The organism is Clostridium sp. CM041 (assembly GCF_055081035.1).
Map to the genome: position 1 here is coordinate 179193 of NZ_CM143648.1, position 23054 is coordinate 202246.

Consider the following 23054-nt stretch of genomic DNA (forward strand, 5'->3'; position numbering starts at 1 on the left):
AAATGTATGGTAAAAAGAACATTCATTCCAAATTGGTACATAGATAAAAAAGATAAAATAAGGAATAAAAAAATAAAAGTATGTATTATAATAACTTTAGTAGCAGATGTTTTTTTAACATTCCGTATACTAAATATTTCCAATAAAATAAAGATTATAGAGCAAGAGCAAGTTAAAGAAAATAAAAATAACATTAGTGTTGTAGAAACTGCTGAGACTGATATAATTACTAGAGAAAAATACAAAGAACTCAGTGATTTTTTTGGGGAAAACAAGTTTAGTTACAAAAATATTATTATAACTAAAGCTGGTTTGGAAATAGATATTGAAGTTAAGAGTTATGAGGAATATGTTGATGTGATAAGATATATAGAAAATAAGTATTCAATAAAAAATTTAACTCCAAATAATAAAGATGAAGGGGATTTTAACTTCAAAGTTATATTAGAGGTATAAAAATGTGTAAAACTAGAAAATTCAAGGGAATATTAGCTATGTTATTAATGTTAATGGCAATGTTATCTTTTAAACTTATGTTTGTGAAGGATAAATTTATTGCATATAAAAAACAGGTCATATCTAATGTTGCAAAAAATGGAAATGTTACGAAGGACGAAAATGATAATAATGTAGAGAAATATGGATACAGTGATATTTTGGAATGTCTAATAGAAAACAAAGATTTTGAAATGAAATCCATTAATATGTTGGAAAATGAGAAATGTAATGTTGAAGTGAATTACAACGGAGATATAAAATTATTGAGAAGTTCTTTATCTGCTTTAAATGAAAGTGAAAATTTTTTAGGGGTTAAGAGTATTAGTATTAATAAAGATACTAATACTACAAATATAAGTATTGATTTTAAAAAGAATAAGTAAGTTATAAACATATCTAATTTTTTTATAAAAAGAATTGGATATGTTTGTTTTTATGAAGCTATATGGAATTAAAATGGTGTTTTTATAAAAAAGATGCAACATTTTCAAATAATATATAATTATATTTGCAAATGTCATTAAGTTTTGATAAAATAACATTGTTCCACTGTAATGTTTTTATCTAGAGTGGTTATAGAAATTGGTATTAATTTATCGAGTAAGGTTATAATATAAATGGTTAATTGAATTACTAATGAATTTTGGAGGGATACACAATGATATCAGCGGGAGACATAAGAAAAGGAACTACATTTGATGAAGGTGGACAAGTTTACACCGTAATAGATTTTTTACATGTAAAACCAGGTAAGGGAGCTGCATTTGTTAGAACTAAATTAAGAAACGTTATTAATCAAGGGGTTACGGAAAAAACGTTTAACCCAACTACAAAATTACAAGAAGCAGTTATAGAAAGAAAAGAAATGCAATATTTATATGCATCAGAAGGATTATACTACTTTATGGATCAAGAAACATTTGAACAAATACCACTTAATTATGAAAAAGTAGAAGATGCCATAAAATACTTAAAAGAAAATATGTTTGCTATAATAAAATTTTATAAGGATGATGCTTTTTCAGTAGAAGCTCCAAACTTTGTAGAACTAGTTATAACTAGCACTGAACCTGGGGTTAGAGGTAACACATCTTCAAGTGTAACAAAACCCGCTACTGTGGAAACAGGAGCAATAATTCAAGTTCCAATGTTCGTTAATGAAGGTGAAACTATTAGAATAGACACTAGAAATGGCGACTACATGCTAAGAGTTTAAATTATATATTTAAAAAGAACCAATTTGGTTCTTTTTTTTTGTTCTTTTTTTGAGCGGGAAGACATATATTTTTTTCATATGACTAAATTATTTTAAATCACATTAGATCATCTCCTGGGTCGCTGCACATCTTTTAGGAGATTTATATTCCTCCTTATAGAAGTGGGAGACTTTCCTTCTGGAATGTCATTAAAAAAATTCGATTATATGGAATATTTTACGAGGTGGTAAAATACAAATTATATATGAGAGGGTGAGAAAAATGTTGGCTACAAAAGATTTATTTGAAATATTACCTAAGACTATTAGAAGTAAATTGGAACAGATTGATAATTTGCAGCAACTTGAAGAAATTAGAATAAAAGTAAACAAGCCTCTGTTTATTCACATTGGCAGTAAAGAAGAAATCTGGAATTATATCGCAACTCCAGAAGATATAAAATACATAATGCAGAGGATAAGCAATTACTCAATATATGCTTTTGAAGATGAGATTAGACAAGGATATATAACTATAAAAGGTGGACATAGAGTTGGACTATGTGGGATTTGTGTTATTGAAAACAATAGCATTAAAACTATTAAAGACATTTCATCTATAAACATAAGAGCATGTAAAGAAATTGTCGGTTGTGCTGATAAAGTAATGCCTTATATTACTTATAATAATTCAGTACACAATACAATTATTATATCTCCTCCTAAATGTGGTAAAACAACTTTACTTAGAGATATTTCGAGGCAAATATCACAGGGGGATAAAAACAGAAACTTTAACGGTAAAAATGTTTCTATAATTGATGAACGATCAGAAATAGCTGGTTCGTTTAAAGGAATACCGCAAATGGACGTGGGAGTGCGTTCGGATGTGTTAGATAATTGTCCAAAGAGCCAAGGAATTATGATGGCAATTAGAAGCATGTCACCTGATGTTATAGTTTGTGATGAAATTGGAACCCAAAATGATATGGAGAGTATTTTAATGGCATTAAATTCTGGAATTAGTTTAATTACAACTATTCATGGTTTTGGAATTGAGGATTTGTATAAAAGATTAGTGTTTAAGGAGATTGTGGAAAATTACGTGTTTTCAAGAGCTATAGTTCTTAGTAATAAAAAAGGAATTGGAACAATAGAGTGTATTTATGATTTTACTAAGGGTAAAGATATATGGAGGTCATAATATGATTAAAATAATTGGATGTGCTGTAATATTATGTGCTTCAACTATGGCAGGATTTATATACAGTGAAAGATTAAAGTATAGAGTTTTTCAGTTAAATGAAGTTCAAAGGGCAGTTTATCAACTACAAAATGAAATAACTTATGTACATGCTCTTTTGCCGGATGCTTTTAAAAATATAGCACATAAAAGTAAAGAGCCTATAAGGGAACTTTTTAATAAAACCAGTGAATTACTATCTGACAATGAATATGAGAATGTATATGAGGCCACGAATAGTGCAGTAAACTTAATGAAAAACAGATTATATTTAAACTCTGATGACATAAATGTTATTTTAGATTTAACAAAAACCTTAGGGGAATCTGATATTGAAGGGCAAAATAATATTTTTTCTTTGACTATAGCAAATTTAAAAAAACAAATTAAAATATCAGAAGAATTTATGAACAAAAATATAAAAATGTACAGATATTTAGGATTTTCTTTTGGAGCGATGCTGGTAATAGTACTAATATAGGGAGGAGGTTTTTAAGTGTTAGATGTTAGTTTGCTGTTCAAAATAGGGGCAACAGGTATTCTGATCATTATTATTGATAAGGTTTTAAAAAGTGGCGGCAAGGAGGACATTGCTGTAGTTGCAAATCTAGCAGGAGTAATACTACTTCTTATAATGGTGATAAATTTAGTAAACAAGCTATTTGATTCTGTAAAAACTTTGTTTCAGTTTTAGGAGGATATAATGGAAATAATTAAAATTGTTGCATTTGCTTTCACAGCATTATTTATCGTACTTATATTTAAAGGTAGAAGGGATGATTTAGCTATTCAAGTTAGCATTGCAGCCGGAATATTAATTTTTTTATTTATGATAAACAAACTTACAATAATAATGGGTTTTTTGCAAACATTAGCAAATAAGGCCAATATTGATGTTGTGTATTTAAACACAGTTTTTAAAATACTGGGCATTGCCTATTTAGCTTCCTTTTGTAGTGAAATTTGCAGGGATGCTGGTGAGAATAGCATTGCAACTAAAGTGGAATTTTCTGGAAAAATACTAATTTTAGTTTTGGCAATTCCTATTTTGATGGCAGTAATGCAATCTATTTTGAAAATAATGTAGAGGTATAGTATGAAAAAAATATTACTAATTTTAATACAGAGGTATAATATGAAAAAAATAATAATAATTTTACTATTTTTAATATGTTTGCCTATTAGTGTACAAGCCACACAACCAGGTAAACTAGGAGAAAAAGAAGAAAAAGAAATAAGCAATTTATATGATTATATTACTAACATAAAAACAAAATATGAAATATTTAATGATATGGACCCACGAACTTTTGTAGAACAATTTATAAAAACTGGTGAAAATGGTTTTAGTTTTAAAGAAACCTCTAATTACGTTATTAGATTCACATTTAAAGAGGTAGTTGCATCAATGGAGTTAATAGGTAGTCTTATGATTATTGCGATTATTTGTGCGTTACTTAATAATCTTCAAAGTGCCTTTAATAAAGAGGGTTTATCTAATATCGCTTATTTTGCGTGTTACGGTGTAATGATCGTGATGATAACTAAAAGCTTTTATATAGTAGCAGAACTTGCTAAAAGTACTATTCTTAATATGACAGATTTTATGGCGGCACTTATGCCAGTACTAATGATGCTCCTAGCTAGTGTGGGAGGATTTGCAGAAGCGACCTTACTAGACCCTATAATAATGGGTTTTGCTACTCTAAGTTCTAGAATTTATGTAGATATGATCATTCCTATAATATTTATGAGCTTCGTACTTCAATTTGTTAAGAATATATCCAGTGATTATAAGATAAATAATTTAACAAAGCTTTTTAAGCAAATTGCTATTTGGTCACAAGGAATAGTGATGACAGTATTTATTGCGGTAATTACTTTAAGAAGCATAGCAGCAAAAACCATAGATCAAGTTACTATAAAAACAGCAAAGTTTGCAGTAGATAATTTTATACCTGTAGTTGGAAAATGTTTATCTGATGCAATTTCAACAGTAGCCGGATACTCACTTCTTTTAAAAAATGCTATAAGTGGGTTAGGATTAGTTATTATTATAGTAATTGTTTTATTCCCTATTATAAAACTGTTAATTATGGCTTTTTTATATAAAGTAGCTGCTGCATTAATTGAACCAATAAGTGACAGCCGTACAGTAGATTGCATGAATTCAGTAGGTGATTCTATTCTTCTTTTAATGTCCTGTGTAATATCAGTAAGTGTAATGTTTTTCATAATGGTTGCAATAGTAGCTTCAACTGGCAAAGGCATAATAAGCTAATAATCTAATAATCTAGAAAGTGGTTACTATCCTATATAAATTTATTCATAAAGGAGGTGGTGATAATTTGATAGAAGGATTAAAAGTCTGGGTAACAAACATTACCATTGCTATATTTTTTATTACTGCAGTGGAGATGATTTTGCCAGACAATAGCATGAAAAAATATGCTAAATTTGTATTAGGACTGATGTTAATCGTGGTAATTATAAATCCCATAATGAAGATTTTTGATAAGGACTTTGATTTTAACTCTTATTCAAGTAAAGCAACAACTTACATGGAGGGTAGTAATCCCCAAAAGGGTATTAAAAAGTATAAAGATATTAACATACTTAATACAACAGAAAATTTTAAAAAAAATTTAGAGAATGAATGCATTATAAACTTAGAAGAGGAATATCCAGAGAATAAGTATAATGCTGATATAGAAATTGTTTACGATAGTAAAAATCAAACATTTAATATTAATTCGGTTGAAGTTGGAATTGTGGAAAAAGGTGTTAAAAAAATAGAAAGCATAGAAATTAATACAAAAAGTGTAAATGCATCTAAAAAAAATATTATGCAAGGTGAACAAGGAAATAAAATAAAGAAGTTCCTAAGTAGTAAATTCAAGATATCTGGTGATGCTATTACTGTTTATAAATTAAATTCATAAAACCTATAATTGTTAATCAGATATAAAAATAAGAAAGGAGGGGGGATTCTATGAACAATGATAATTTGCTTAGCAAATTTACTGAGTATATTAAAACAGAATTATTAAATAGTGGTCAAGGCAACAATAAAAACAATAAAATCAAAAAATCTGACAAGTTATTGGGAAACTTGGTATTAGTGATTTTAGTGGCAGTTGTAATAATTTTAGCAAGTAGTTTTTTTAAATCTCCAAAGCAAACTTCAGCTGTCGCAGGCGATGCACAAAATGATAAAATTGTTAAGGAAAATAAAGCACTGCAGTTAAATGATTATGAAGCACAATTAGAAAGCAAACTTAAATCAACACTTGAAGGAATTCAAGGAGTTGGAAAGGTACAGCTTATGATCTATTTTGAGAGCGGAGAGGAGAGTGTTCCAGCAGTAAATGTTAATGATTCTAAAAGTCTTACACAAGAAAATGATACAACAGGTGGAAAAAGAAATATCACTCAAGAAAATAACGGAAGTGCTGTTGTTATGTCCAATAATGGGAACGAAAATGCACCATTAATTGTAAAAAAAATCAAACCTATTATTACTGGTGTATGCGTAGTGGCAGAAGGATCAAATGAAAAAGTTACTGAACTTAGAATTAGGCAGGCGGTAATTGATTTATTTAATTTACCTAAAAACAAAGTTAATGTATATCCTATGAATAAGTAGCATATAATTTCAAAGAAAGGTAGATGGGGGGGAATATTATGAATAAAAAACAGTCTGGTATAATTGTTGCGTTGGTAGTACTTATTGTGTTTGCAGGGTATCTTGCGGCAAAGGTGAATGGACCATTATATGTAAATGATGGTGATTTTAGTAGTGAGAAGAGTGCAATATCTTTAAAGGAAACTAAAAGTAATTCATCCTATTTTGAAGAAGCAAAATTATCAAGAGATCAAGAAAATGTAAGTACTCTTCAATCGATTAAAGCTTTAATTGATGATACTAATACTCCAAAAGCACAAAAGGCAACTGCGTCTGAGCAATATCTAAACATATCAATGGCTTCACAGAATGAATCAGACATAGAACTTGCACTAAAAGCTCTAGGGTTTGAAGAAGCAATGTGCAGTATAGTAGATGATAAGGTACAGATATTAGTTAAAAGTGATAAAAAACAACTTTCAGAGGAAGAACTTCGTAGCATTAATGATGTTGTAATGAACAAAACAAAATTAGAAAAAATTGAAGTTAAAATCAAACAATAATAATTGTAAATGCTATATTTTTCTGATATAATAAATATAGCATTCTCATGTTTTACCTAAGCTAAATAAGGGGGTACTAATATGGAAGATAAAATTTTAAATGAAACAGAAATGGGCACTGTTAAGATATCCGAGGATGTGGTTAGTGTAATAGCAGGACTCGCTGTTGCTGAAATACAGGGAATCGTTGGTATGAGTGCTAGTCTCGTTGGTGGAATAACTCAAATATTAAGCGGAAAGAAGAATTTATCTAAGGGCGTTAAAGTCAATGTAGGAGAAAGTAGTGCAGTAATTGATTTACACGTTGTAGTTGAATATGGTATTAAAATTCCGGAAGTTACTGAAAAAGCACAAATAAATGTGAAAAAATCTGTAGAGCTTATGACAGGTCTTACAGTAACAGCCGTAAATGTGTATGTACAAAATGTTGTATTATCTAAAACAGAAAAGCTAGAGGAAATAGAAGCATAGTAATAAACACCCTCTGTAATCAGAGGGTGTTTATTACTATGCTTGTTATTTTAATTAAAAGCATAGTTTAAGATGAGAAAATTAGGAGGATTACTAATGAATAGAAGAAAGTCAAGAGAAATAGCAATGAAATTACTTTTTGAAATGTCAATAAATAAAGAAAACTATGAGTATATAATTGAAAATTTTAAAGAGAACACAGATGTTGATTTAAATGAAATTGATATGTCGTATATTACTAAGATGCTAGCTGGGATTCATGAAAATAGCAAGGAGATAGATGAAAATATTGAAAAGAACTTAATTAAGTGGAAGTTGGCTAGACTATCAAAAATGAATCTAGCTATTTTAAGAGTAGGTGCATATGAAATATTATTCGAGGAAGAAATACCAGGTAAGGTTTCTGTAAATGAGGCAATAGAACTTGCGAAGAAATATGGGGAAGATAGTTCCCCAGCTTTTATAAATGGTATCTTAGCGAAGATGATTTAAAAAATGCTAGATAATTAAATAACAATAAAATAACTAGGGCATATTTGACTAGTTATTTTTTTTGATAAAAGAGGGATTTTTAAAGAGTGTTAGAACTGTATTATAATAACTAGTATTTAAAAACACATAACAAGGAGAGGATAATATGGGAATTAAGGTTAATGGAAAGGTGATAGTTGAAAAGTACAGAGATGAAATTAAATCAGTTATAAAAGGCGGTATTAGTAAGGGACTTAGGGTGCCATCAATTAAAACCGTATTAGTAGGTGACGATGGAGGCAGCACGTCATATGTAAAAAGTCAGAATAACCTTTGCAATAAACTAGGTATATCTTATACTTGTATTCACTTGGATAAAGACGTTGATCAAAAAGAAATTGTAGATATTATTGAAAAATTGAATGAAGATAATACTGTGGATGGTGTAATCATTCAATTGCCTTTACCGAAAAAGTTTAATGAGAAGGAAATCACTTCTAAAATTTCATATAAAAAGGATATTGATGGATTAAGTGATGTAAATATGGGCAGATTTTATAAGGGCGAGAAAAGTTTTATACCTTGCACTGCTTTAGGTGTCATTGAAATGATTAAAAGTACTGGATGCGTTATTAAAGGGAAACATGCTGTTGTTATTGGTAGAAGCAATATTGTTGGAAAACCAGGGGCGCAATTGCTACTTAATGAAGATGCAACAGTAACAATATGTCATTCTAAAACAACAAACTTAAAGGAAATTTGCAAAACAGCAGATATAATAGTTGCCGCAATAGGTAAACCAGGTTTTGTAACAAGTGATTTTATTAAAGAAGGAGCAGTTGTTATAGATGTTGGGACTACAATGGTGAACAATAAAGTAACTGGGGATGTATCTTTTGATGATGTTATTAATCATGCAAGTTATGTTACCCCAGTACCAGGTGGAACGGGACTAATGACTACGACAATGCTTATAAAAAATGCTTGTATGGCATGGAGGGATAATGTTTATTAAAGTATTAACAGTAACTGCTCTTAATGGATATATTAAGAAAGTAATAGATAGTGATTTCATATTGAAAAATTCTAATGTTAAAGGAGAATTATCTAATGTAAAATTGCATTCTAGCGGGCACATATATTTTTCATTAAAAGATGAATTTGGAAAGATAAATTGTGTAATGTTTAAGTCACAGGCTTTAAAACTTAAAATTATACCTAGAGATGGCATGAATGTAATCATCAGTGGTAGGGTTTCTGTTTATGAAAAAGAGGGGTCATATCAGCTTTATTGTGACTCCATGGAGCCAGATGGAGAAGGGCAGTTATATTTAGCTTTTCAAAATCTAAAAGAGAAATTAGAGAAAAAAGGATTATTTGATAAAGAACACAAGAAAAGTATACCTTTATTTCCTACTAGAATAGGAGTAATTACATCCCCAACAGGTGCTGCAGTTAAAGATATTATTAATGTTGCCACAAGACGTAACACAAAGGTTAACATGATTATATACCCAACGGTTGTTCAAGGTGTAAATGCTAGCGAGAATGTTGCACAAGGTGTAAAATATTTTAATGAATTAAAAAATGTTGATTTAATCATTATTGCAAGAGGAGGAGGATCAATAGAGGAGTTATGGGCATTCAATGAAGAAAATTTAGCAGTCGTTATCTATAATTCTAAAATACCTATAATTACTGGAATTGGTCACGAAACGGATTTTACTATAGCAGATTTCGCATGCGACCTTAGGGCGCCGACTCCATCCTCCGCGGCAGAAATTGCTGTGAGAAATTTAAAAGAGTTAAATAATGCAATTAAATCACTTAGAGATCTGTTGCTAAAGTCTGTGGAATTTAAGGTTAACAAAGAATATAATAAAGTTAATTTATTAAATAAAACTTTGAAAATAAATAATCCTTTAAATTTTATAGTTAATCAATATATCCATATAGATAATTTAAAAGAAAATCTAAGTTACAAGTTTAATGCGAAAATTTCACTAGAAAAGCAGAAACTTTCCAAGTTCAATGCTCTTTTGCATGCTCATAACCCCTTAAATGTATTGAATAAGGGATATGCGGTACTTCAAAACAATGAAAATGAAGTTATTAGTGAAATTAGTGATTTGAAAAATATAAAAGAGGTGAAAATTACATTAAAGGACGGTAGTGGTAGATTTAATGTAAGAAATTTGGAGGAGTTCTAATGGCAAAGAAAAAAAAATCTTATGAAAATATGATGGTTCGTCTTCAAGAAATTGTAGACCTGATGAATGGGAATGAAGTTACGTTAGAACAAACTATGATTAATTATGAAGAAGGTATAAAAATCTGCAACAGTTTATACAAAATTTTAAATGATACAGAAGGTAAAATAAAGATATTAACAGCTGAAGGTGAAAGGGATTTTATGACTCTTGCGGAGGTCGTTAAAGATTAGATTACACTATATTATTTTTACAACCTATCATGAAAAGAAGGGATATAATGAATATAAAATTGCTAAAAGATGTAGTAGAACACTGGATAAATGATTATTTTGATAGTAAACCAGAAATTGACAATAGAAATTTCGAATCGATGATTTATAGTATAAAAGTCGGTGGAAAAAGAGTCAGACCGATTTTAATGCTTCTTACATATAATATGTACAAGGAAGATTATAGAGATATTTTACCTTTTGCAGCGGCCCTTGAAATGATTCATACATATTCCCTTATTCATGACGATCTGCCCAGTATGGATAACGACGATTTGCGCAGAGGAAAGCCTACAAATCACAAAATTTATGGAGAGGCAATTGCAATACTCGCAGGAGATGGATTATTAAATGAAGCTATGATAATAATGCTAAATCAATGTTTAGATGGAAGTTTAAATAAAATTAAGGCAAGTGCCTTCATAGCAAAAGCTTCTGGAGCTCAGGGGATGATAGCTGGACAAATCTGTGATATTTTAAGTGAAGGCATTGCAATATCAGAGGAAGAACTTCTGTATATGCATAGAAATAAAACTGGAGAATTAATTAAAGTAGCAATAATATGTGGTGCTATCTTAGGCAATGCCAGTGAAGATGAGTTAAGTGAATTAGAAGAGTATGGTGATAAATTAGGTTTGGCATTTCAAATTAAGGATGATATATTAGATGTAATTGGGGATGTTGGTGTTTTGGGTAAAAATGTAAAAAGTGACGAGTGTAATAATAAAACTACTTTTATAACCATGTATGGTTTGAAAAAATGTAAGGAAAAGTGTAATGATTTAAGCGAAGAGTGTTTTAAGATATTAAAAAATCTTAAGGTGAATACAAAGTATTTAGAAGAAATGACGGAATTTTTATTAAAAAGGGAATATTGAAAATTTACTAATATTCTTTGATTAATTAACTACATCTTAAATGTCATTAAATTGTATAATAAGTCGAAACAGCTTTTGAATTAAATATTATTATATGATATAATATCCCCATAAATGTGGGTATGATAACATAATTAATAAAAGAGGATAGATGGATATGGGTAAAATTTTAGATGATTTTAATGACATAAATTCAGTGAAAAAAATGTCTATACAAGAGTTGAATGTTTTTGCAGGAGAAATTAGAAGTTTTCTAATTGAAAAAGTATCTAAAACTGGAGGACATTTAGCTTCTAATTTAGGTGTAGTAGAATTAACATTAAGTTTATACAATGTTTTTAATTTGGATAAAGACAAATTAATATGGGATGTAGGTCACCAATCTTATGTACATAAAATTCTTACAGGAAGAAAAGATAAATTTGATGCACTTAGAAATTTTGGTGGATTAAGTGGTTTTCCTAAAAAAGAAGAAAGCAAATATGATATATTTGAATCAGGACATAGTAGTACTTCTATTTCTGCAGGGCTGGGAATTGCAAGGGCTAGAGATTTACAAAAGGAAGATTATAACGTTATTTCGGTAATAGGTGATGGTGCACTTACAGGAGGTATGTCTTTTGAGGCATTAAATGATATAGGATTTAGGAAAACTAAAATGATTATTGTGCTTAATGATAATCAAATGTCTATTTCTAAAAATGTTGGAGGCATGTCTAAGTACCTAAGCCAATTTAGAATTGACCCAACTTATAATAGAATAAAAAAAGAAATAAATTCTACGCTTAGAAAAATTCCTAGCGTAGGAGACGGTATGGTTAGTTCAATTCAAAAGATTAAAAATGGAATTAAGCAGGTTATTGTGCCAGGGATGCTCTTTGAGCATATGGGTATTAAATATTTAGGACCTATAGATGGACATGATATTAAAGAAGTAAGCAAGGTATTGAAGCTAGCTAAAGAAATAGACGGACCAGTGATTATTCATGTTATAACTAAAAAGGGAAAGGGTTATAAATTTGCTGAAAACCAGCCACGTAAATATCATAGCGTAGGTCCATTTAACCCCTTAATTGGAGAGCTATGTGGTAGTTCTAAGAAAAGTTACTCTGATGGATTTGGGGAGCAGATTGTAAGCCTTGCAAAGGAGAACAAAAATATAGTGGCAATAACAGCTGCCATGCCTGAGGGTACTGGGCTAGAAATGTTTTCAAAACAGTTTCCTAATAGATTTTTTGATGTAGGAATTGCGGAGCAACATGCAGTTACTATGGCAGCAGGAATGGCATCGCAAGGTTTAAAACCTATTTTTGCGGTTTACTCAACTTTTCTTCAGAGAGCTTATGACCAAATTGTACATGATGTATGCATTCAAAAGTTACCTGTTATTTTTGCTATAGATAGAGCAGGCATTGTTGGAGCCGATGGAGAAACACATCAAGGAGTATTTGATTTATCATATTTATCTCATATTCCCAATATGACAATTATGGCTCCAAAATGTATAAGTGAATTGAAGTCAATGCTCACTTTTGCAGTTAAACAAGATTACCCAATTGCTATAAGATACCCAAGGGGTGGGGATAATCGCAATGTTAAAATGTCTCCTATTGAAAACTTTAAGAGGGGGAAATGGGAAACCCTTTTAGGCGGAGGGAAAATAGCCTTTATAGCTACAGGCAAAATGGTTCAAAATGCTATTTTGGTTAGAGAAAAATTAAACAATATAGGAATAGAAGCTACTGTAATTAATGCGTGTTTTATTAAACCTATTGATAAAGAGCTACTTTTAGAGCTAGTGAATAAAAAATATTCTTTAGTAACTATAGAGGATAATCTTGTGCATGGGGGATTAGGTTCTTTAGTGCTAGAATATGTGAATTCACTTACGACAAAAACAAGGGTCATTAATTTAGGATTTAAAGATGAGTTTATTCCTCACGGAACAGTTGACATACTGTATAAATTACATAAACTAGATGTAGATGGAATTTTTGAAAGTATTTTAGAGTTAGTTTAAATAATGCACTTTAGTGGAGTCTTAAGGAGTTTTTTATGTTAGAAGATAAACAAAGATTAGATGTTCTTGTAGTTAAAAGGGGAGTTTTATTTTCAAGAGAAAGAGCAAAGGAAAATATAATTTCCGGAAATATATTCGTGGATGGTATTATGACTACTAAATGCGGAAAAAAAGTAGATATATCATCTAGTATTGAATTCATAGGAGAAGATATTCCTTATGTAAGCAGGGGTGGATTAAAGCTTCAAAAGGCTATAAATTCTTTTGATATTGAACTTAAAGCTAAAGTTTGCCTAGATATAGGTGCATCTACAGGCGGGTTTACAGATTGCATGCTTCAACATGGAGCATGCAAGGTATACTCTATAGATGTTGGAACAAATCAGTTAGATGATAAATTGAGAGGCAACGTACGGGTAGTATCCATGGAAAATACAAACATAAGATATTTAAGTGCAGATAGTATAGGAGAACTTGCCGATTTTGCAAGTATTGATGTATCATTTATATCCCTAGAAAAAGTTATTCCCAATTTACTTAACCTATTAAAAAATGATGGTAGCGTTGTAGCACTATTAAAACCACAATTTGAAGTAGGTGTAGGCATCGTAAATAAAAAAGGTGTGGTTAAAAAACCTAGTGAACATGTAAAGGTAATAGTTAGAGTTTTAAACTTTCTGAGATGTCTAGAGGTAAAGGTTATTAATGTTAATTACTCATCAACAAAAGGACCTAATGGGAATATTGAATATTTAATTTATTTTACAAAATCTAAAGAGAACTATGTGAGTTATATTGAAGATAATATAACTCACATAGTTAGTGAAGCTCATAAAGATTTAAATAGGGTAAGCGAGGATAAAAATAATAGTTGATATATGATATAGAAGGCGGCAAGGAGGGAATATGAAAAAAATTGGTATTAATATAAATACAACTAAGGATGAAGATGGGGAAATAAGTAAGTATGTAAAAAATATTATTAGTAAGTATATAGATGATACTAACATATTTATATTTAAAGATTCCATTGGCCTTGAAAATATAAAATATAACGATTTAGATATTATTATTGCTTTAGGTGGAGATGGAACTATTTTAAGAACATCGCGAAATTTAAACAATTCTAATATCCCAATTTTAGGTGTGAATATAGGTAATTTGGGATTCCTTTCCAGTGTGGAGTTGCTAGAGTTTGAAAATGCCATGAAAAGATTTAGTGAAGATGATTATTATGTAGAAGATAGAATGATGCTTAATTGCACTTTGCCATATCGAGATAAAACTGAAGAATATACTGCTTTAAATGATATAATTGTATCAAAGGGAACACTAGCGAGAGTTGTTAAATATGAATTACACATAGACAATAAGTTTTACATTGAGTTTACAGGGGATGGACTTATAATATCTACGCCAACAGGGTCTACAGCATATTCATTATCTGCAGGAGGGCCTATAATTTATCCTAACTTAGATGTTATAGCTGTAACTCCTATTTGTCCATTATCCTTATATATGAGAACTATAGTGTTGGACTGTAAAAGTGAAATATCTATAAGTATAAAAAGTGAGCATGAAAGCATATTTTTGACATTAGATGGACAACGGGCAATAAAGCTAAATAACTATGAGAAAATATTAGTAAGTGTTTCAAATAAGAAGTGTAGATTGGTTAAATTTAATGATTATAACTATTTTAAAATTTTGAGAAAAAAAATAATTTCTAGAACAATGGATTGCGAGGGAGAAAAAAATGAAGATTTCACGTCATGCAAAAGTAATTGAAATTATTCAAGCTAATGAGATTGAAACTCAGGAGCAGTTAGCAGAAGAACTAAAAAACAATGGATTTGATATTACTCAAGCAACTGTATCGAGAGACATAAAGGAATTGAAATTAATTAAGGTTATGAATGCACATGGAAGTCACAAGTATGCAACTAGTTCTCCGGCGGATACCTTTTTATCAAATAAATTGGTTAATATTTTTTCTCAAACAGTTCTTTATGTAGACCATGTAGATAATTTTATAGTATTAAAAACTATATCTGGAGCTGGAGCTGCTGCTGCTGAAGCTTTAGATTCTTTAAAATTCAATGGTATTGTAGGAACTATAGCTGGAGATAATACTATATTTATTTTAGTTAGAAAAGAAGAAGAGACAAAAGAGATAATCCAGAAAATTAAAAAAATGATTAGTGAATAGGAGGAGGTAGTATGCTCCTACAATTAAATATTATGAATTTTGCCCTAATTGAAAAGTTAAGTATTAATTTTGAAAAAGGATTTAATGTCCTTTCTGGTGAAACAGGAGCAGGAAAATCAATTTTAATTGATGCTATAAATTATGTATTAGGTGGTAAATTCAATAAGAACTTAATCAGGACAGGTGAAAATAAAACTTATGTTGAGGCAATATTTAGCATTGATACTAAAAATAACAAAAATGCTTTAGATGAGATGGATATTGATTATGAGGACATGGTATTTATAAGTCGCGAAACTTTTCAATCTGGAAAAAGTATTGCTAAAGTTAATGGTAAATCATTGCTACTTTCAAAGGTTAAATATATTAGTAAAAATTTATTGGATATTCATGGTCAACATGATAATCATAACTTATTAGATAAAGTCAATCATATATTTTATGTGGATTCCTTTGGAACTGATAAAATTAATAAGATTCTTGTTGGGTATAATGAGAAATATGTAAGAATGACTACAATAAAAAATAGAATTAATAAACTTGAAGGAAATGAAGGTCAGCGTGAAAAAAGAATCGATTTCTTGAATTACCAGTTAGAAGAAATTAAAAGCGCCAATCTCAAAATTGGTGAAGATCAGGATCTTTTAGAAAAATATGCAATCATTAGCAATGCAGAAAATTTGGAAAAACATTTATCAAAAAGTTATGCATTATTAGATACCAGTGATGAAGAAAATACTTCGGTTTTTTATAATTTAGCTATGGCTATTAGGGAATTAAGAAGTATAGAAAAGCACATGGAAAAAATAAAATTAATTGCAGACTCTATAGAAGAAAGCTACTTTAATATAGAGGAAAATATTACAGATTTAAGAAACTTAAAAGAGACAATTTATTATGATGAAAAAGAATTAGAGTATATGAATAGTCGAATAAGCCTGATTAACACTTGTAAGAAGAAGTATGCACCTACCATTGAGGAAATTTATGAGTATAAAGAAAAAATTCAGGTTGAATATGAAGAATTAATTAATAGTAGTGATATAATCATTGTTCTTAAAAAAGAAAAAATAGCTCTTGAGCGTGAAATGAAAATTATAGCTGAGCAGATTCATGAAATTAGATCTGATACAGCAAAAAAACTCCAAGGTAAAATAAAAAATGAATTAAATTATATTGGCCTTGAAAAAAGTGAGTTCTACATAGAAGTAAAACTCGTGAATGAATTTTATGAAAATGGCTGTGATAAAGTTCAATTTTGTATATCTACTAATCCTGGAGAACCTCTAAATCCATTAGAAAATATTGTGTCAGGTGGAGAGTTATCACGTATAATGCTTGCACTCAAAACTGTATTCGTTAATAAGGATGAAATACCTACTGTTATATTTGATGAAATAGACACTGGTATTAGTGGTAGAATTGCGCAATGTGTTGCAGAAAAGATGTATTCAATATCATTAAACCATCAAATCCTTTGTGTAACACATTTGCCCCAAATAGCTAGTATGGCAGATACAAATTATTTAATATCTAAAAATGTTTTAAAAAATAAAACTTATACCGATGTTATGAAAATGAATGATGAAGAAAAGCAACAAGAGATAGCTAGAATGATTGGTGGTACACAGGTTACTAAATTAACATTGGAAAATTCTAAAGAAATGATAAATATGGCAAAGAAACAAAAAAAACATTAATTTTGCTTTTTAGGTTAGCATAGTTATAAAAATAAGTTAATAGGGAAAAGTAAAGTCATAATTTTATGGCTTTATTTTTTTCGTTTTTTTAAATTAAGTATAAATAATCTTAGTTTGTATAATTTAAAAAATGTAAAAATAATTGAAATATAGGGTAATTTTTTTAATTTAGTATAAATTAGTTTTGAATCTATGTCTTTGACTATTTTTGAATTAATGTTATAGCATAATATGGAGAATTCGCGGGTAACTTAAAGTTATAAATATAAGAGAAAAGGAGGTAAAGCTTATGAAGAAAAGGTTAAATATAATATGTTGGATTATGACACCTTTAGTAGTAATAATTGCTTTAAGTGCGTATCTTAAAGTCCAAAATAAAATTGTTGCAGCATATGATAGACCAATGGAAACATTATATTCTAACAAACTTGTAAAAATAAAAGACGATAAGGACATTATTCTTAATAAACCAGATATAAATAATAAAAAGAAAATTAAGAAAAAAGTTAATTTAGAAGGTAGCTTAGAAGTTGAATCAACATTTATAAAAGACAAATCAGATATAATGGTTTATCCAGGAGGACAACCAATTGGGGTTAAACTGAATACTAAAGGTGTTTTAGTAGTAGCTTTATCTGATATACAAGGTGTGAATGGCAAAACACCAAGTCCTGCCGCAAATGCAGGTGTACAAATAGGTGATAGTATAATAAGTATAAATGATGTTGAAATAAATCATGCAGAAGATGTAATAAGGTTTATAAATAAAGAAAAAAATTCGGAACTCACTCTTAAATTACAACGTAAAAATGATTTGACATATTTTCAAGTTAAGATTAAACCAACTATTGATTCAGAAGATGGAAAACAAAAAATTGGTTTATGGGTACGAGACTCAACTGCTGGTGTAGGAACTTTAACTTTATATGATGATAAAACTAAAAAATTTGCTGCGTTAGGTCATCCAATTACAGATGCTGATGCCGGAACAATATTAAGTGTTAATAATGGCGTAATTATATCATCTAATATTGTATCAGTAAAAAAAGGAACAAGAGGAACTCCAGGAGAGTTAAGAGGACTTTTCATAGATGAAGGTAAAATAAAAGGTCAAATAACTAAAAATACTGAATGTGGTATATTTGGAGAAGGAACTAAAAGCCTTATAAATAATAAATTTAATAAACCTATGAAAATAGGACTAAGGAATGAAATTAAAGAAGGAAAGGCTCAAATTTTAACCACTATAAACGGTAGCGAACCACAATTGTTCCAAATAGAAATTCAGAAATTATTACCTCAAAATAAATCTGGATCGAAAAGTATGGTTATTAAAATTACAGATCCAAGGCTTCTAGAAAAAACTGGTGGCATAGTGCAAGGTATGAGTGGTAGTCCAATAATTCAAAATGATAAGATTATTGGTGCGGTAACCCATGTTTTAATTAATAAACCTGATTTAGGATATGGAATATATATAGAATGGATGTTGAAAGATGCAGGTATTTTATCAAATTAACTAGCATTATTTAAAAAAAGGGGTTAAAATAGATATTAAGCAATAAAGGATAGCGGATGCTATCCTTTATTTTATAAAAAATGATAAATAATGATAAATAATTATTTATTTGTAAATTTTCTTAATATAAGAAGGAATTGTAATTCTTTTGTCGAATTAATATTTGTTAAGATATGGGAATTTATTTATAAAGGGGAGTTATAATATGGAAGAAGCTAGAATTAGTGTGCTTATTGCAGATGATAATAAAGAATTTTGCAATATATTAAATGATTATTTATTAAGCCAAAGAGATATTATGGTTACAGGTATTGCAAAAGATGGAATAGAAGCTCTTAAGCTAATAAAAGAGAGAAAGCCTGATTTGGTAGTATTAGATATAATAATGCCACATTTAGATGGTCTTGGAGTATTAGAGAGATTGGGTAGTATGGATCTTGAACCAATTCCAAAAATAATAGTATTATCTGCAGTTGGGCAAGATAAAATTACACAAAGAGCTATTGCATTGGGAGCAGATTATTATGTAGTAAAACCATTTGATATGGAAGTTTTTACAAAAAGAATAAGACAAATGTTTAATAATACAATTTCTAGTGATAACAGCAAAAAATCAATATCTTTTATTGATACATCTGAAACTAGAAAAAGTAATCATAATGAACCAATGGATTTAGAAGCTGAAATTACAAATATAATTCATGAAATTGGTGTTCCAGCTCATATTAAGGGATACATGTATTTAAGAGAAGCAATCACTATGGTAGTTAATGATATTGAACTTCTATCCGCAGTAACAAAGGAATTATATCCATCTATTGCTAAAAAATTCAACACAACTGCTAGTAGGGTAGAAAGAGCAATAAGGCATGCTATAGAAGTAGCATGGGGACGTGGTCAAGTTGAAACAATAAATAAAATATTTGGTTATACCATACATAATGCTAAAGGGAAACCAACCAATAGTGAATTTATAGCTATGGTAGCCGATAAGTTAAGATTACAAAACAGGGTTTCTTAGCCTTATATAACAACGGATCCAGATCGGTTTAGTTTTTATCGAAGTTAAGTATTTAATTAATATTGAGTTATAAAACAAAAACTAATAGATTTATTCATTTATTAAGTAAATGAATAAGTCTATTTTTTATGGAAATAATTATTACTTATAAATGTATTAAATTAGCCAATATTGTTTCATAGGAAATTTCGATATAGAGATATGAGCTTATTTTTTTAAAATCATACTTCTTATTATATAAATTCTATTTGGAGAAGCGTATCCCATAGCTAAATAGGACTTTCCATATTCTAAAGCAAAAGTTAAACCCTCACTTTCTCCTGGGTTATTAAAATGATAAGTAGCAATTATTATGCCTTCATAATTTAATATTGTAATCTTATTATTCGTATATAAATAAATGTATTTGCCATCTGTTTCTAAGCCTTGTGGAATACCTTGCGTAGCAATATTAAAAGTTTTTATTACATTCATGTTGGCTAAATTTATAATAGTAAAAGTTGGATTACCAATATCGGCTCCACTTGAAATGGTGTGGAGTATTAAATAATCATGGACATTATCTATAGCAAGTAAGGCTGATGTTCCCAAACGTTCATAGCTTAAATTACTTAATATTGCACTTGTAGTATAATCAATAACATAAATATGAGTTAAATTAGTTCCTCCACCATTAGCAATATAAATTTTGTTTGTTTTGGTTCTATATCCAAGTTCAGCACAATGGCCTACAGACATAGATGTTGTTTCACAAATTTTCTTTCCCGACATATCATATTTAATTATTTTCCCGTTTCCATCTCCTAAATCAAAGCCACAATAAAAATGTCCATCAAAAAATGTTAATCCTTGAAAATTTTTAGTGTATGGAATACGAAATAGTAATTCATATTTAAATTTATCCGCTTTGTTATTCGAAGATATTCTGTCATTTTTAATAGCGAATGCTAAATTATTATCGAAAGTATTAATAGATAAGGCCAAGGCACACACGCATAAGTATCTTCTATAAGTTTTCAATTTAATAACACCTGCCTTTTATCTTATAGTATGTTTATAATTATAAATTTTAATGCTAGCGATTTCTGGGACATGGCAAAAAAATATTCACTTATGTAGCAAAGTAAATTAAATATGCATATAACCATCTTTGTTATCATAAATATGAATTAAGTTATAATATTGCAGCACGGCAGGTGATAATTTAATTCATATAATTAGAATTTTAGCATACATATAACGTAAGTGAATTTTAACAATATATTATGAATAGCTAAAAAATAAGCAGAATGATCAACAAAAGGGGGAAAATTATGTCATCTAATACTTTAATGGGGAATATAAACAAACATATACAAGAAAATTTTTGGCTATATATTATAAGTATTCTTTGCGTATTTACAGGTATAATTTTAGGAATCTACAGTGTGAAGTACATGGGTGATTTTGAACGAAATGATTTAGTAAATTACTTGATGAATTTTATTGATCCTTCAAATACAAGTGGGATTAGTTATAAATTAATATTTTTACAATCGATTAAAAATAATCTGCCTGTGATTATTTTTCTTTGGTTTTTAGGTTTAACTATTGTCGGGATACCAATAATTATAATTATTGATTTATTGAAAGGATTTACAGTTGGATTTACCTTTAGCTTTATGATTAGCGGCCTAGGAAAGAATGGCATTGGTATAGCAATACTAGGGGTGCTACCTCAGAATTTAATTTATATTCCATGCATTATTTTTGCATCTGTAGTATCAATGGAATTTTCTATAATGCTACTTAAGAGTAAGTTTAATAAACAATGGACAAGTAGTTTATCTAGTAGAATAATATACTATAGCGTAATATTCATTGTAATTATAGTTTTCTTGTTTATAGGGATAATTATAGAATCTTATATTGCACCGCATTTTGTTAAAAATCTTATTAATAATTTGGGAACTGTAAGCAAATGAAGCATAAGGATGTATTGCACTTTGTAATGTTAACAATAAAATGTTTTATTATTTTACTAGTAATTGGAATTTGCTTGCCTAAAGCTGTGGATTACTTGCTTCAAAATTTAATCAATAATACAAAAATATACAAAAATAGTGTTGTAGTTTACAAATTAGTTGATAATAATTATAAATTAATTTATAATTATATTCTTACATTTTATTTATTCTTTAGAGTATAATGTATGTATATATTAATATTCTCTATAATATGGGAGATACATTATGAATGATTTATTAAAAATCTATAGCGATAATTTGAAAAACAATAAACTAACAAGAAATACTATTGAAGCTTACACTAGAGATGTTAAACGTTTCATTGGATTTATGGAATATAAAAATGAAAGTGTAAAAACGGTTGATTGCATAACTATAATGGCATACTCTGAGTATCTTAGAAAAGAAGGTCGTGCAAATAGTTCCATAGCAAGAAGTATAGTTTCCATTAGAAATTACTATAAATATCTTATTAAAAACGATTTTGCAGAGCAAGACCCAACAGCATATTTTTCAATTGCAAAAATTAAACGAAATATACCTCAAATTCTATCTATCGAGGAGATAGATGAATTATTAAATCAACCGGAAGAGTCAACGATTAAAGGATGTAGAGATAAAGCAATGCTAGAATTAATGTATGCTACAGGTATAAAGGTTTCAGAACTTTTAAGTTTAACAACTTATGATATTAATTTAGAATTGCTATACATAAGGTGCAATAATGGTAAGAAAAATGAAAGAATAATTCCTATTGGTACCCAGGCGGTTAGATGTCTATCGCAGTATTTAAAGACAAGATCTATTATGAACTTAAATAATTTAAGTTTACTCTTTTTAAATATAAAAGGTGATAAAATGACAAGGCAAGGCTATTGGAAAATTATTAAAGAGTATGCTAAAAAGACTAATATTAAAAAAGCGATAAATTCTTATACAATAAGACACTCATTTGCTGTGCATTTATTGCAAAATGGCGCTGGTATAGCTTCAGTTCAAGAACTATTAGGTCATAATAGTATGTCTACAACTCAAATTTATTCAACTATAGTTAAAAAGAGTAAAATAGCTGAAATTTATAAAAATGCTCATCCTAGAGCATAAGATGAACGATTTAATTACAATGTAGAATTATAAATAGAGTATGGAAAAA

The 23054-nt window shown here is 29.0% G+C and carries 27 protein-coding genes; 26 read left to right on the forward strand and 1 reads right to left on the reverse strand.

The genetic code is table 11. From position 1 onward, the window contains the following. Positions 1 to 6 precede the first annotated feature (6 nt). The 24 genes from ACWJJT_RS00865 to spo0A all read left to right on the forward strand — a co-directional run bounded on the left by ACWJJT_RS00865 (position 7) and on the right by spo0A (position 19895). Positions 7 to 456, forward strand: a complete 450-nt coding sequence (locus tag ACWJJT_RS00865) for a hypothetical protein (protein WP_462955701.1) — start codon at positions 7 to 9, stop codon at positions 454 to 456. Positions 457 to 458: 2 nt separating this feature from the next. Next, positions 459 to 881 carry a hypothetical protein gene (locus ACWJJT_RS00870; protein WP_462955702.1) on the forward strand — a complete coding sequence of 141 codons (423 nt, stop codon included), beginning with the start codon at positions 459 to 461 and terminating at the stop codon, positions 879 to 881. A 275-nt stretch (positions 882 to 1156) separates the two neighbouring features. Then, positions 1157 to 1714, forward strand: a complete 558-nt coding sequence (gene efp / locus ACWJJT_RS00875) for an elongation factor P (RefSeq protein ID WP_165412085.1) — start codon at positions 1157 to 1159, stop codon at positions 1712 to 1714. Positions 1715 to 1979: 265 nt separating this feature from the next. Next, complete coding sequence (gene spoIIIAA, locus ACWJJT_RS00880; protein ID WP_462956716.1) at positions 1980 to 2897, forward strand: stage III sporulation protein AA; 918 nt, start codon at positions 1980 to 1982, stop codon at positions 2895 to 2897. Position 2898: 1 nt separating this feature from the next. Beyond that, positions 2899 to 3417 (forward strand): stage III sporulation protein SpoIIIAB, encoded by a 519-nt coding sequence (gene spoIIIAB / locus ACWJJT_RS00885; protein ID WP_216302500.1) that lies wholly within the window; start codon positions 2899 to 2901, stop codon positions 3415 to 3417. A 15-nt stretch (positions 3418 to 3432) separates the two neighbouring features. Beyond that, positions 3433 to 3630, forward strand: a complete 198-nt coding sequence (gene spoIIIAC / locus ACWJJT_RS00890) for a stage III sporulation protein AC (RefSeq protein ID WP_216302501.1) — start codon at positions 3433 to 3435, stop codon at positions 3628 to 3630. A gap of 9 nt (positions 3631 to 3639) precedes the next feature. Then, a complete protein-coding gene (gene spoIIIAD, locus ACWJJT_RS00895) occupies positions 3640 to 4023 on the forward strand; it encodes a stage III sporulation protein AD (protein ID WP_165412082.1) in 384 nt (127 codons plus the stop codon). Positions 4024 to 4071: 48 nt separating this feature from the next. Then, positions 4072 to 5217 carry a stage III sporulation protein AE gene (gene spoIIIAE / locus ACWJJT_RS00900; protein WP_462955703.1) on the forward strand — a complete coding sequence of 382 codons (1146 nt, stop codon included), beginning with the start codon at positions 4072 to 4074 and terminating at the stop codon, positions 5215 to 5217. 67 nt (positions 5218 to 5284) lie between these two features. Continuing rightward, positions 5285 to 5878 carry a stage III sporulation protein AF gene (spoIIIAF, locus tag ACWJJT_RS00905; protein WP_462955704.1) on the forward strand — a complete coding sequence of 198 codons (594 nt, stop codon included), beginning with the start codon at positions 5285 to 5287 and terminating at the stop codon, positions 5876 to 5878. A gap of 50 nt (positions 5879 to 5928) precedes the next feature. Next, positions 5929 to 6582, forward strand: a complete 654-nt coding sequence (gene spoIIIAG, locus ACWJJT_RS00910; RefSeq protein WP_216302505.1) for a stage III sporulation protein AG — start codon at positions 5929 to 5931, stop codon at positions 6580 to 6582. Between the two features lie 38 nt (positions 6583 to 6620). Beyond that, positions 6621 to 7124, forward strand: coding sequence for a SpoIIIAH-like family protein (locus ACWJJT_RS00915; RefSeq protein ID WP_165412079.1), 504 nt, complete (start codon positions 6621 to 6623; stop codon positions 7122 to 7124). A gap of 81 nt (positions 7125 to 7205) precedes the next feature. Then, complete coding sequence (locus tag ACWJJT_RS00920; protein WP_165412078.1) at positions 7206 to 7595, forward strand: Asp23/Gls24 family envelope stress response protein; 390 nt, start codon at positions 7206 to 7208, stop codon at positions 7593 to 7595. A gap of 96 nt (positions 7596 to 7691) precedes the next feature. Further along, positions 7692 to 8087 carry a transcription antitermination factor NusB gene (nusB, locus tag ACWJJT_RS00925; RefSeq protein WP_462955705.1) on the forward strand — a complete coding sequence of 132 codons (396 nt, stop codon included), beginning with the start codon at positions 7692 to 7694 and terminating at the stop codon, positions 8085 to 8087. Between the two features lie 145 nt (positions 8088 to 8232). Then, positions 8233 to 9081: a bifunctional 5,10-methylenetetrahydrofolate dehydrogenase/5,10-methenyltetrahydrofolate cyclohydrolase gene (locus tag ACWJJT_RS00930; protein WP_462955706.1), complete on the forward strand. Its 849-nt coding sequence runs from the start codon at positions 8233 to 8235 to the stop codon at positions 9079 to 9081. Then, positions 9071 to 10276 carry an exodeoxyribonuclease VII large subunit gene (gene xseA, locus ACWJJT_RS00935; RefSeq protein WP_462955707.1) on the forward strand — a complete coding sequence of 402 codons (1206 nt, stop codon included), beginning with the start codon at positions 9071 to 9073 and terminating at the stop codon, positions 10274 to 10276. Before ACWJJT_RS00930 ends, xseA begins: the two co-directional genes overlap by 11 nt. Continuing rightward, on the forward strand, positions 10276 to 10509 hold the full coding sequence (locus tag ACWJJT_RS00940; RefSeq protein ID WP_462955708.1) for an exodeoxyribonuclease VII small subunit: 234 nt from the start codon (positions 10276 to 10278) through the stop codon (positions 10507 to 10509). Before xseA ends, ACWJJT_RS00940 begins: the two co-directional genes overlap by 1 nt. A gap of 44 nt (positions 10510 to 10553) precedes the next feature. Further along, positions 10554 to 11426, forward strand: coding sequence for a polyprenyl synthetase family protein (locus ACWJJT_RS00945; protein ID WP_462956717.1), 873 nt, complete (start codon positions 10554 to 10556; stop codon positions 11424 to 11426). Between the two features lie 157 nt (positions 11427 to 11583). Continuing rightward, positions 11584 to 13446 (forward strand): 1-deoxy-D-xylulose-5-phosphate synthase, encoded by a 1863-nt coding sequence (gene dxs / locus ACWJJT_RS00950; protein ID WP_462955709.1) that lies wholly within the window; start codon positions 11584 to 11586, stop codon positions 13444 to 13446. 35 nt (positions 13447 to 13481) lie between these two features. Continuing rightward, positions 13482 to 14321 (forward strand): TlyA family RNA methyltransferase, encoded by an 840-nt coding sequence (locus ACWJJT_RS00955; RefSeq protein WP_462955710.1) that lies wholly within the window; start codon positions 13482 to 13484, stop codon positions 14319 to 14321. Positions 14322 to 14352: 31 nt separating this feature from the next. Beyond that, the gene (locus tag ACWJJT_RS00960; RefSeq protein WP_462955711.1) at positions 14353 to 15234 is read left to right on the forward strand and encodes an NAD(+)/NADH kinase; all 882 of its coding nucleotides are present in this window, start codon (positions 14353 to 14355) and stop codon (positions 15232 to 15234) included. Then, on the forward strand, positions 15203 to 15655 hold the full coding sequence (locus ACWJJT_RS00965; RefSeq protein ID WP_165412069.1) for an arginine repressor: 453 nt from the start codon (positions 15203 to 15205) through the stop codon (positions 15653 to 15655). The genes ACWJJT_RS00960 and ACWJJT_RS00965 overlap by 32 nt, the downstream gene beginning before the upstream one ends. Positions 15656 to 15666: 11 nt before the next feature. Further along, entirely contained in the window at positions 15667 to 17355 is a 1689-nt protein-coding gene (recN, locus tag ACWJJT_RS00970) for a DNA repair protein RecN (RefSeq protein ID WP_462955712.1), read from the forward strand. Positions 17356 to 17644: 289 nt separating this feature from the next. After that, the gene (gene spoIVB, locus ACWJJT_RS00975; RefSeq protein ID WP_462955713.1) at positions 17645 to 18874 is read left to right on the forward strand and encodes a SpoIVB peptidase; all 1230 of its coding nucleotides are present in this window, start codon (positions 17645 to 17647) and stop codon (positions 18872 to 18874) included. 205 nt (positions 18875 to 19079) lie between these two features. After that, complete coding sequence (gene spo0A, locus ACWJJT_RS00980; RefSeq protein ID WP_165412066.1) at positions 19080 to 19895, forward strand: sporulation transcription factor Spo0A; 816 nt, start codon at positions 19080 to 19082, stop codon at positions 19893 to 19895. Positions 19896 to 20102: 207 nt separating this feature from the next. Here the strand turns inward: spo0A and ACWJJT_RS00985 are convergent, their stop codons facing one another. Next, on the reverse strand, positions 20103 to 20915 hold the full coding sequence (locus tag ACWJJT_RS00985) for a YncE family protein (RefSeq protein WP_462955714.1): 813 nt from the start codon (positions 20913 to 20915) through the stop codon (positions 20103 to 20105). A 293-nt stretch (positions 20916 to 21208) separates the two neighbouring features. Here ACWJJT_RS00985 and spoIIM point away from each other — a divergent pair, with 293 nt between their 5' ends. Next, a complete protein-coding gene (gene spoIIM / locus ACWJJT_RS00990) occupies positions 21209 to 21859 on the forward strand; it encodes a stage II sporulation protein M (protein ID WP_462955715.1) in 651 nt (216 codons plus the stop codon). A gap of 267 nt (positions 21860 to 22126) precedes the next feature. Then, positions 22127 to 23005, forward strand: coding sequence for a tyrosine recombinase (locus ACWJJT_RS00995; protein WP_462955716.1), 879 nt, complete (start codon positions 22127 to 22129; stop codon positions 23003 to 23005). The last annotated feature ends 49 nt before the right edge of the window (positions 23006 to 23054 follow it).

What these genes read in the sequence shown, in the direction of transcription:
- ACWJJT_RS00865 (WP_462955701.1), top strand. Translation starts at nt 7, where the DNA reads ATGGTAAAAAGAACATTCATTCCAAATTGGTACATAGATAAAAAAGAT.
- ACWJJT_RS00870 (WP_462955702.1), top strand. Translation starts at nt 459, where the DNA reads ATGTGTAAAACTAGAAAATTCAAGGGAATATTAGCTATGTTATTAATG.
- efp (WP_165412085.1), top strand. Translation starts at nt 1,157, where the DNA reads ATGATATCAGCGGGAGACATAAGAAAAGGAACTACATTTGATGAAGGT.
- spoIIIAB (WP_216302500.1), top strand. Translation starts at nt 2,899, where the DNA reads ATGATTAAAATAATTGGATGTGCTGTAATATTATGTGCTTCAACTATG.
- spoIIIAD (WP_165412082.1), top strand. Translation starts at nt 3,640, where the DNA reads ATGGAAATAATTAAAATTGTTGCATTTGCTTTCACAGCATTATTTATC.
- spoIIIAE (WP_462955703.1), top strand. Translation starts at nt 4,072, where the DNA reads ATGAAAAAAATAATAATAATTTTACTATTTTTAATATGTTTGCCTATT.
- spoIIIAG (WP_216302505.1), top strand. Translation starts at nt 5,929, where the DNA reads ATGAACAATGATAATTTGCTTAGCAAATTTACTGAGTATATTAAAACA.
- ACWJJT_RS00915 (WP_165412079.1), top strand. Translation starts at nt 6,621, where the DNA reads ATGAATAAAAAACAGTCTGGTATAATTGTTGCGTTGGTAGTACTTATT.
- ACWJJT_RS00920 (WP_165412078.1), top strand. Translation starts at nt 7,206, where the DNA reads ATGGAAGATAAAATTTTAAATGAAACAGAAATGGGCACTGTTAAGATA.
- nusB (WP_462955705.1), top strand. Translation starts at nt 7,692, where the DNA reads ATGAATAGAAGAAAGTCAAGAGAAATAGCAATGAAATTACTTTTTGAA.
- ACWJJT_RS00930 (WP_462955706.1), top strand. Translation starts at nt 8,233, where the DNA reads ATGGGAATTAAGGTTAATGGAAAGGTGATAGTTGAAAAGTACAGAGAT.
- xseA (WP_462955707.1), top strand. Translation starts at nt 9,071, where the DNA reads ATGTTTATTAAAGTATTAACAGTAACTGCTCTTAATGGATATATTAAG.
- ACWJJT_RS00940 (WP_462955708.1), top strand. Translation starts at nt 10,276, where the DNA reads ATGGCAAAGAAAAAAAAATCTTATGAAAATATGATGGTTCGTCTTCAA.
- dxs (WP_462955709.1), top strand. Translation starts at nt 11,584, where the DNA reads ATGGGTAAAATTTTAGATGATTTTAATGACATAAATTCAGTGAAAAAA.
- ACWJJT_RS00955 (WP_462955710.1), top strand. Translation starts at nt 13,482, where the DNA reads ATGTTAGAAGATAAACAAAGATTAGATGTTCTTGTAGTTAAAAGGGGA.
- ACWJJT_RS00960 (WP_462955711.1), top strand. Translation starts at nt 14,353, where the DNA reads ATGAAAAAAATTGGTATTAATATAAATACAACTAAGGATGAAGATGGG.
- ACWJJT_RS00965 (WP_165412069.1), top strand. Translation starts at nt 15,203, where the DNA reads ATGAAGATTTCACGTCATGCAAAAGTAATTGAAATTATTCAAGCTAAT.
- recN (WP_462955712.1), top strand. Translation starts at nt 15,667, where the DNA reads ATGCTCCTACAATTAAATATTATGAATTTTGCCCTAATTGAAAAGTTA.
- spoIVB (WP_462955713.1), top strand. Translation starts at nt 17,645, where the DNA reads ATGAAGAAAAGGTTAAATATAATATGTTGGATTATGACACCTTTAGTA.
- spo0A (WP_165412066.1), top strand. Translation starts at nt 19,080, where the DNA reads ATGGAAGAAGCTAGAATTAGTGTGCTTATTGCAGATGATAATAAAGAA.
- spoIIM (WP_462955715.1), top strand. Translation starts at nt 21,209, where the DNA reads ATGTCATCTAATACTTTAATGGGGAATATAAACAAACATATACAAGAA.
- ACWJJT_RS00995 (WP_462955716.1), top strand. Translation starts at nt 22,127, where the DNA reads ATGAATGATTTATTAAAAATCTATAGCGATAATTTGAAAAACAATAAA.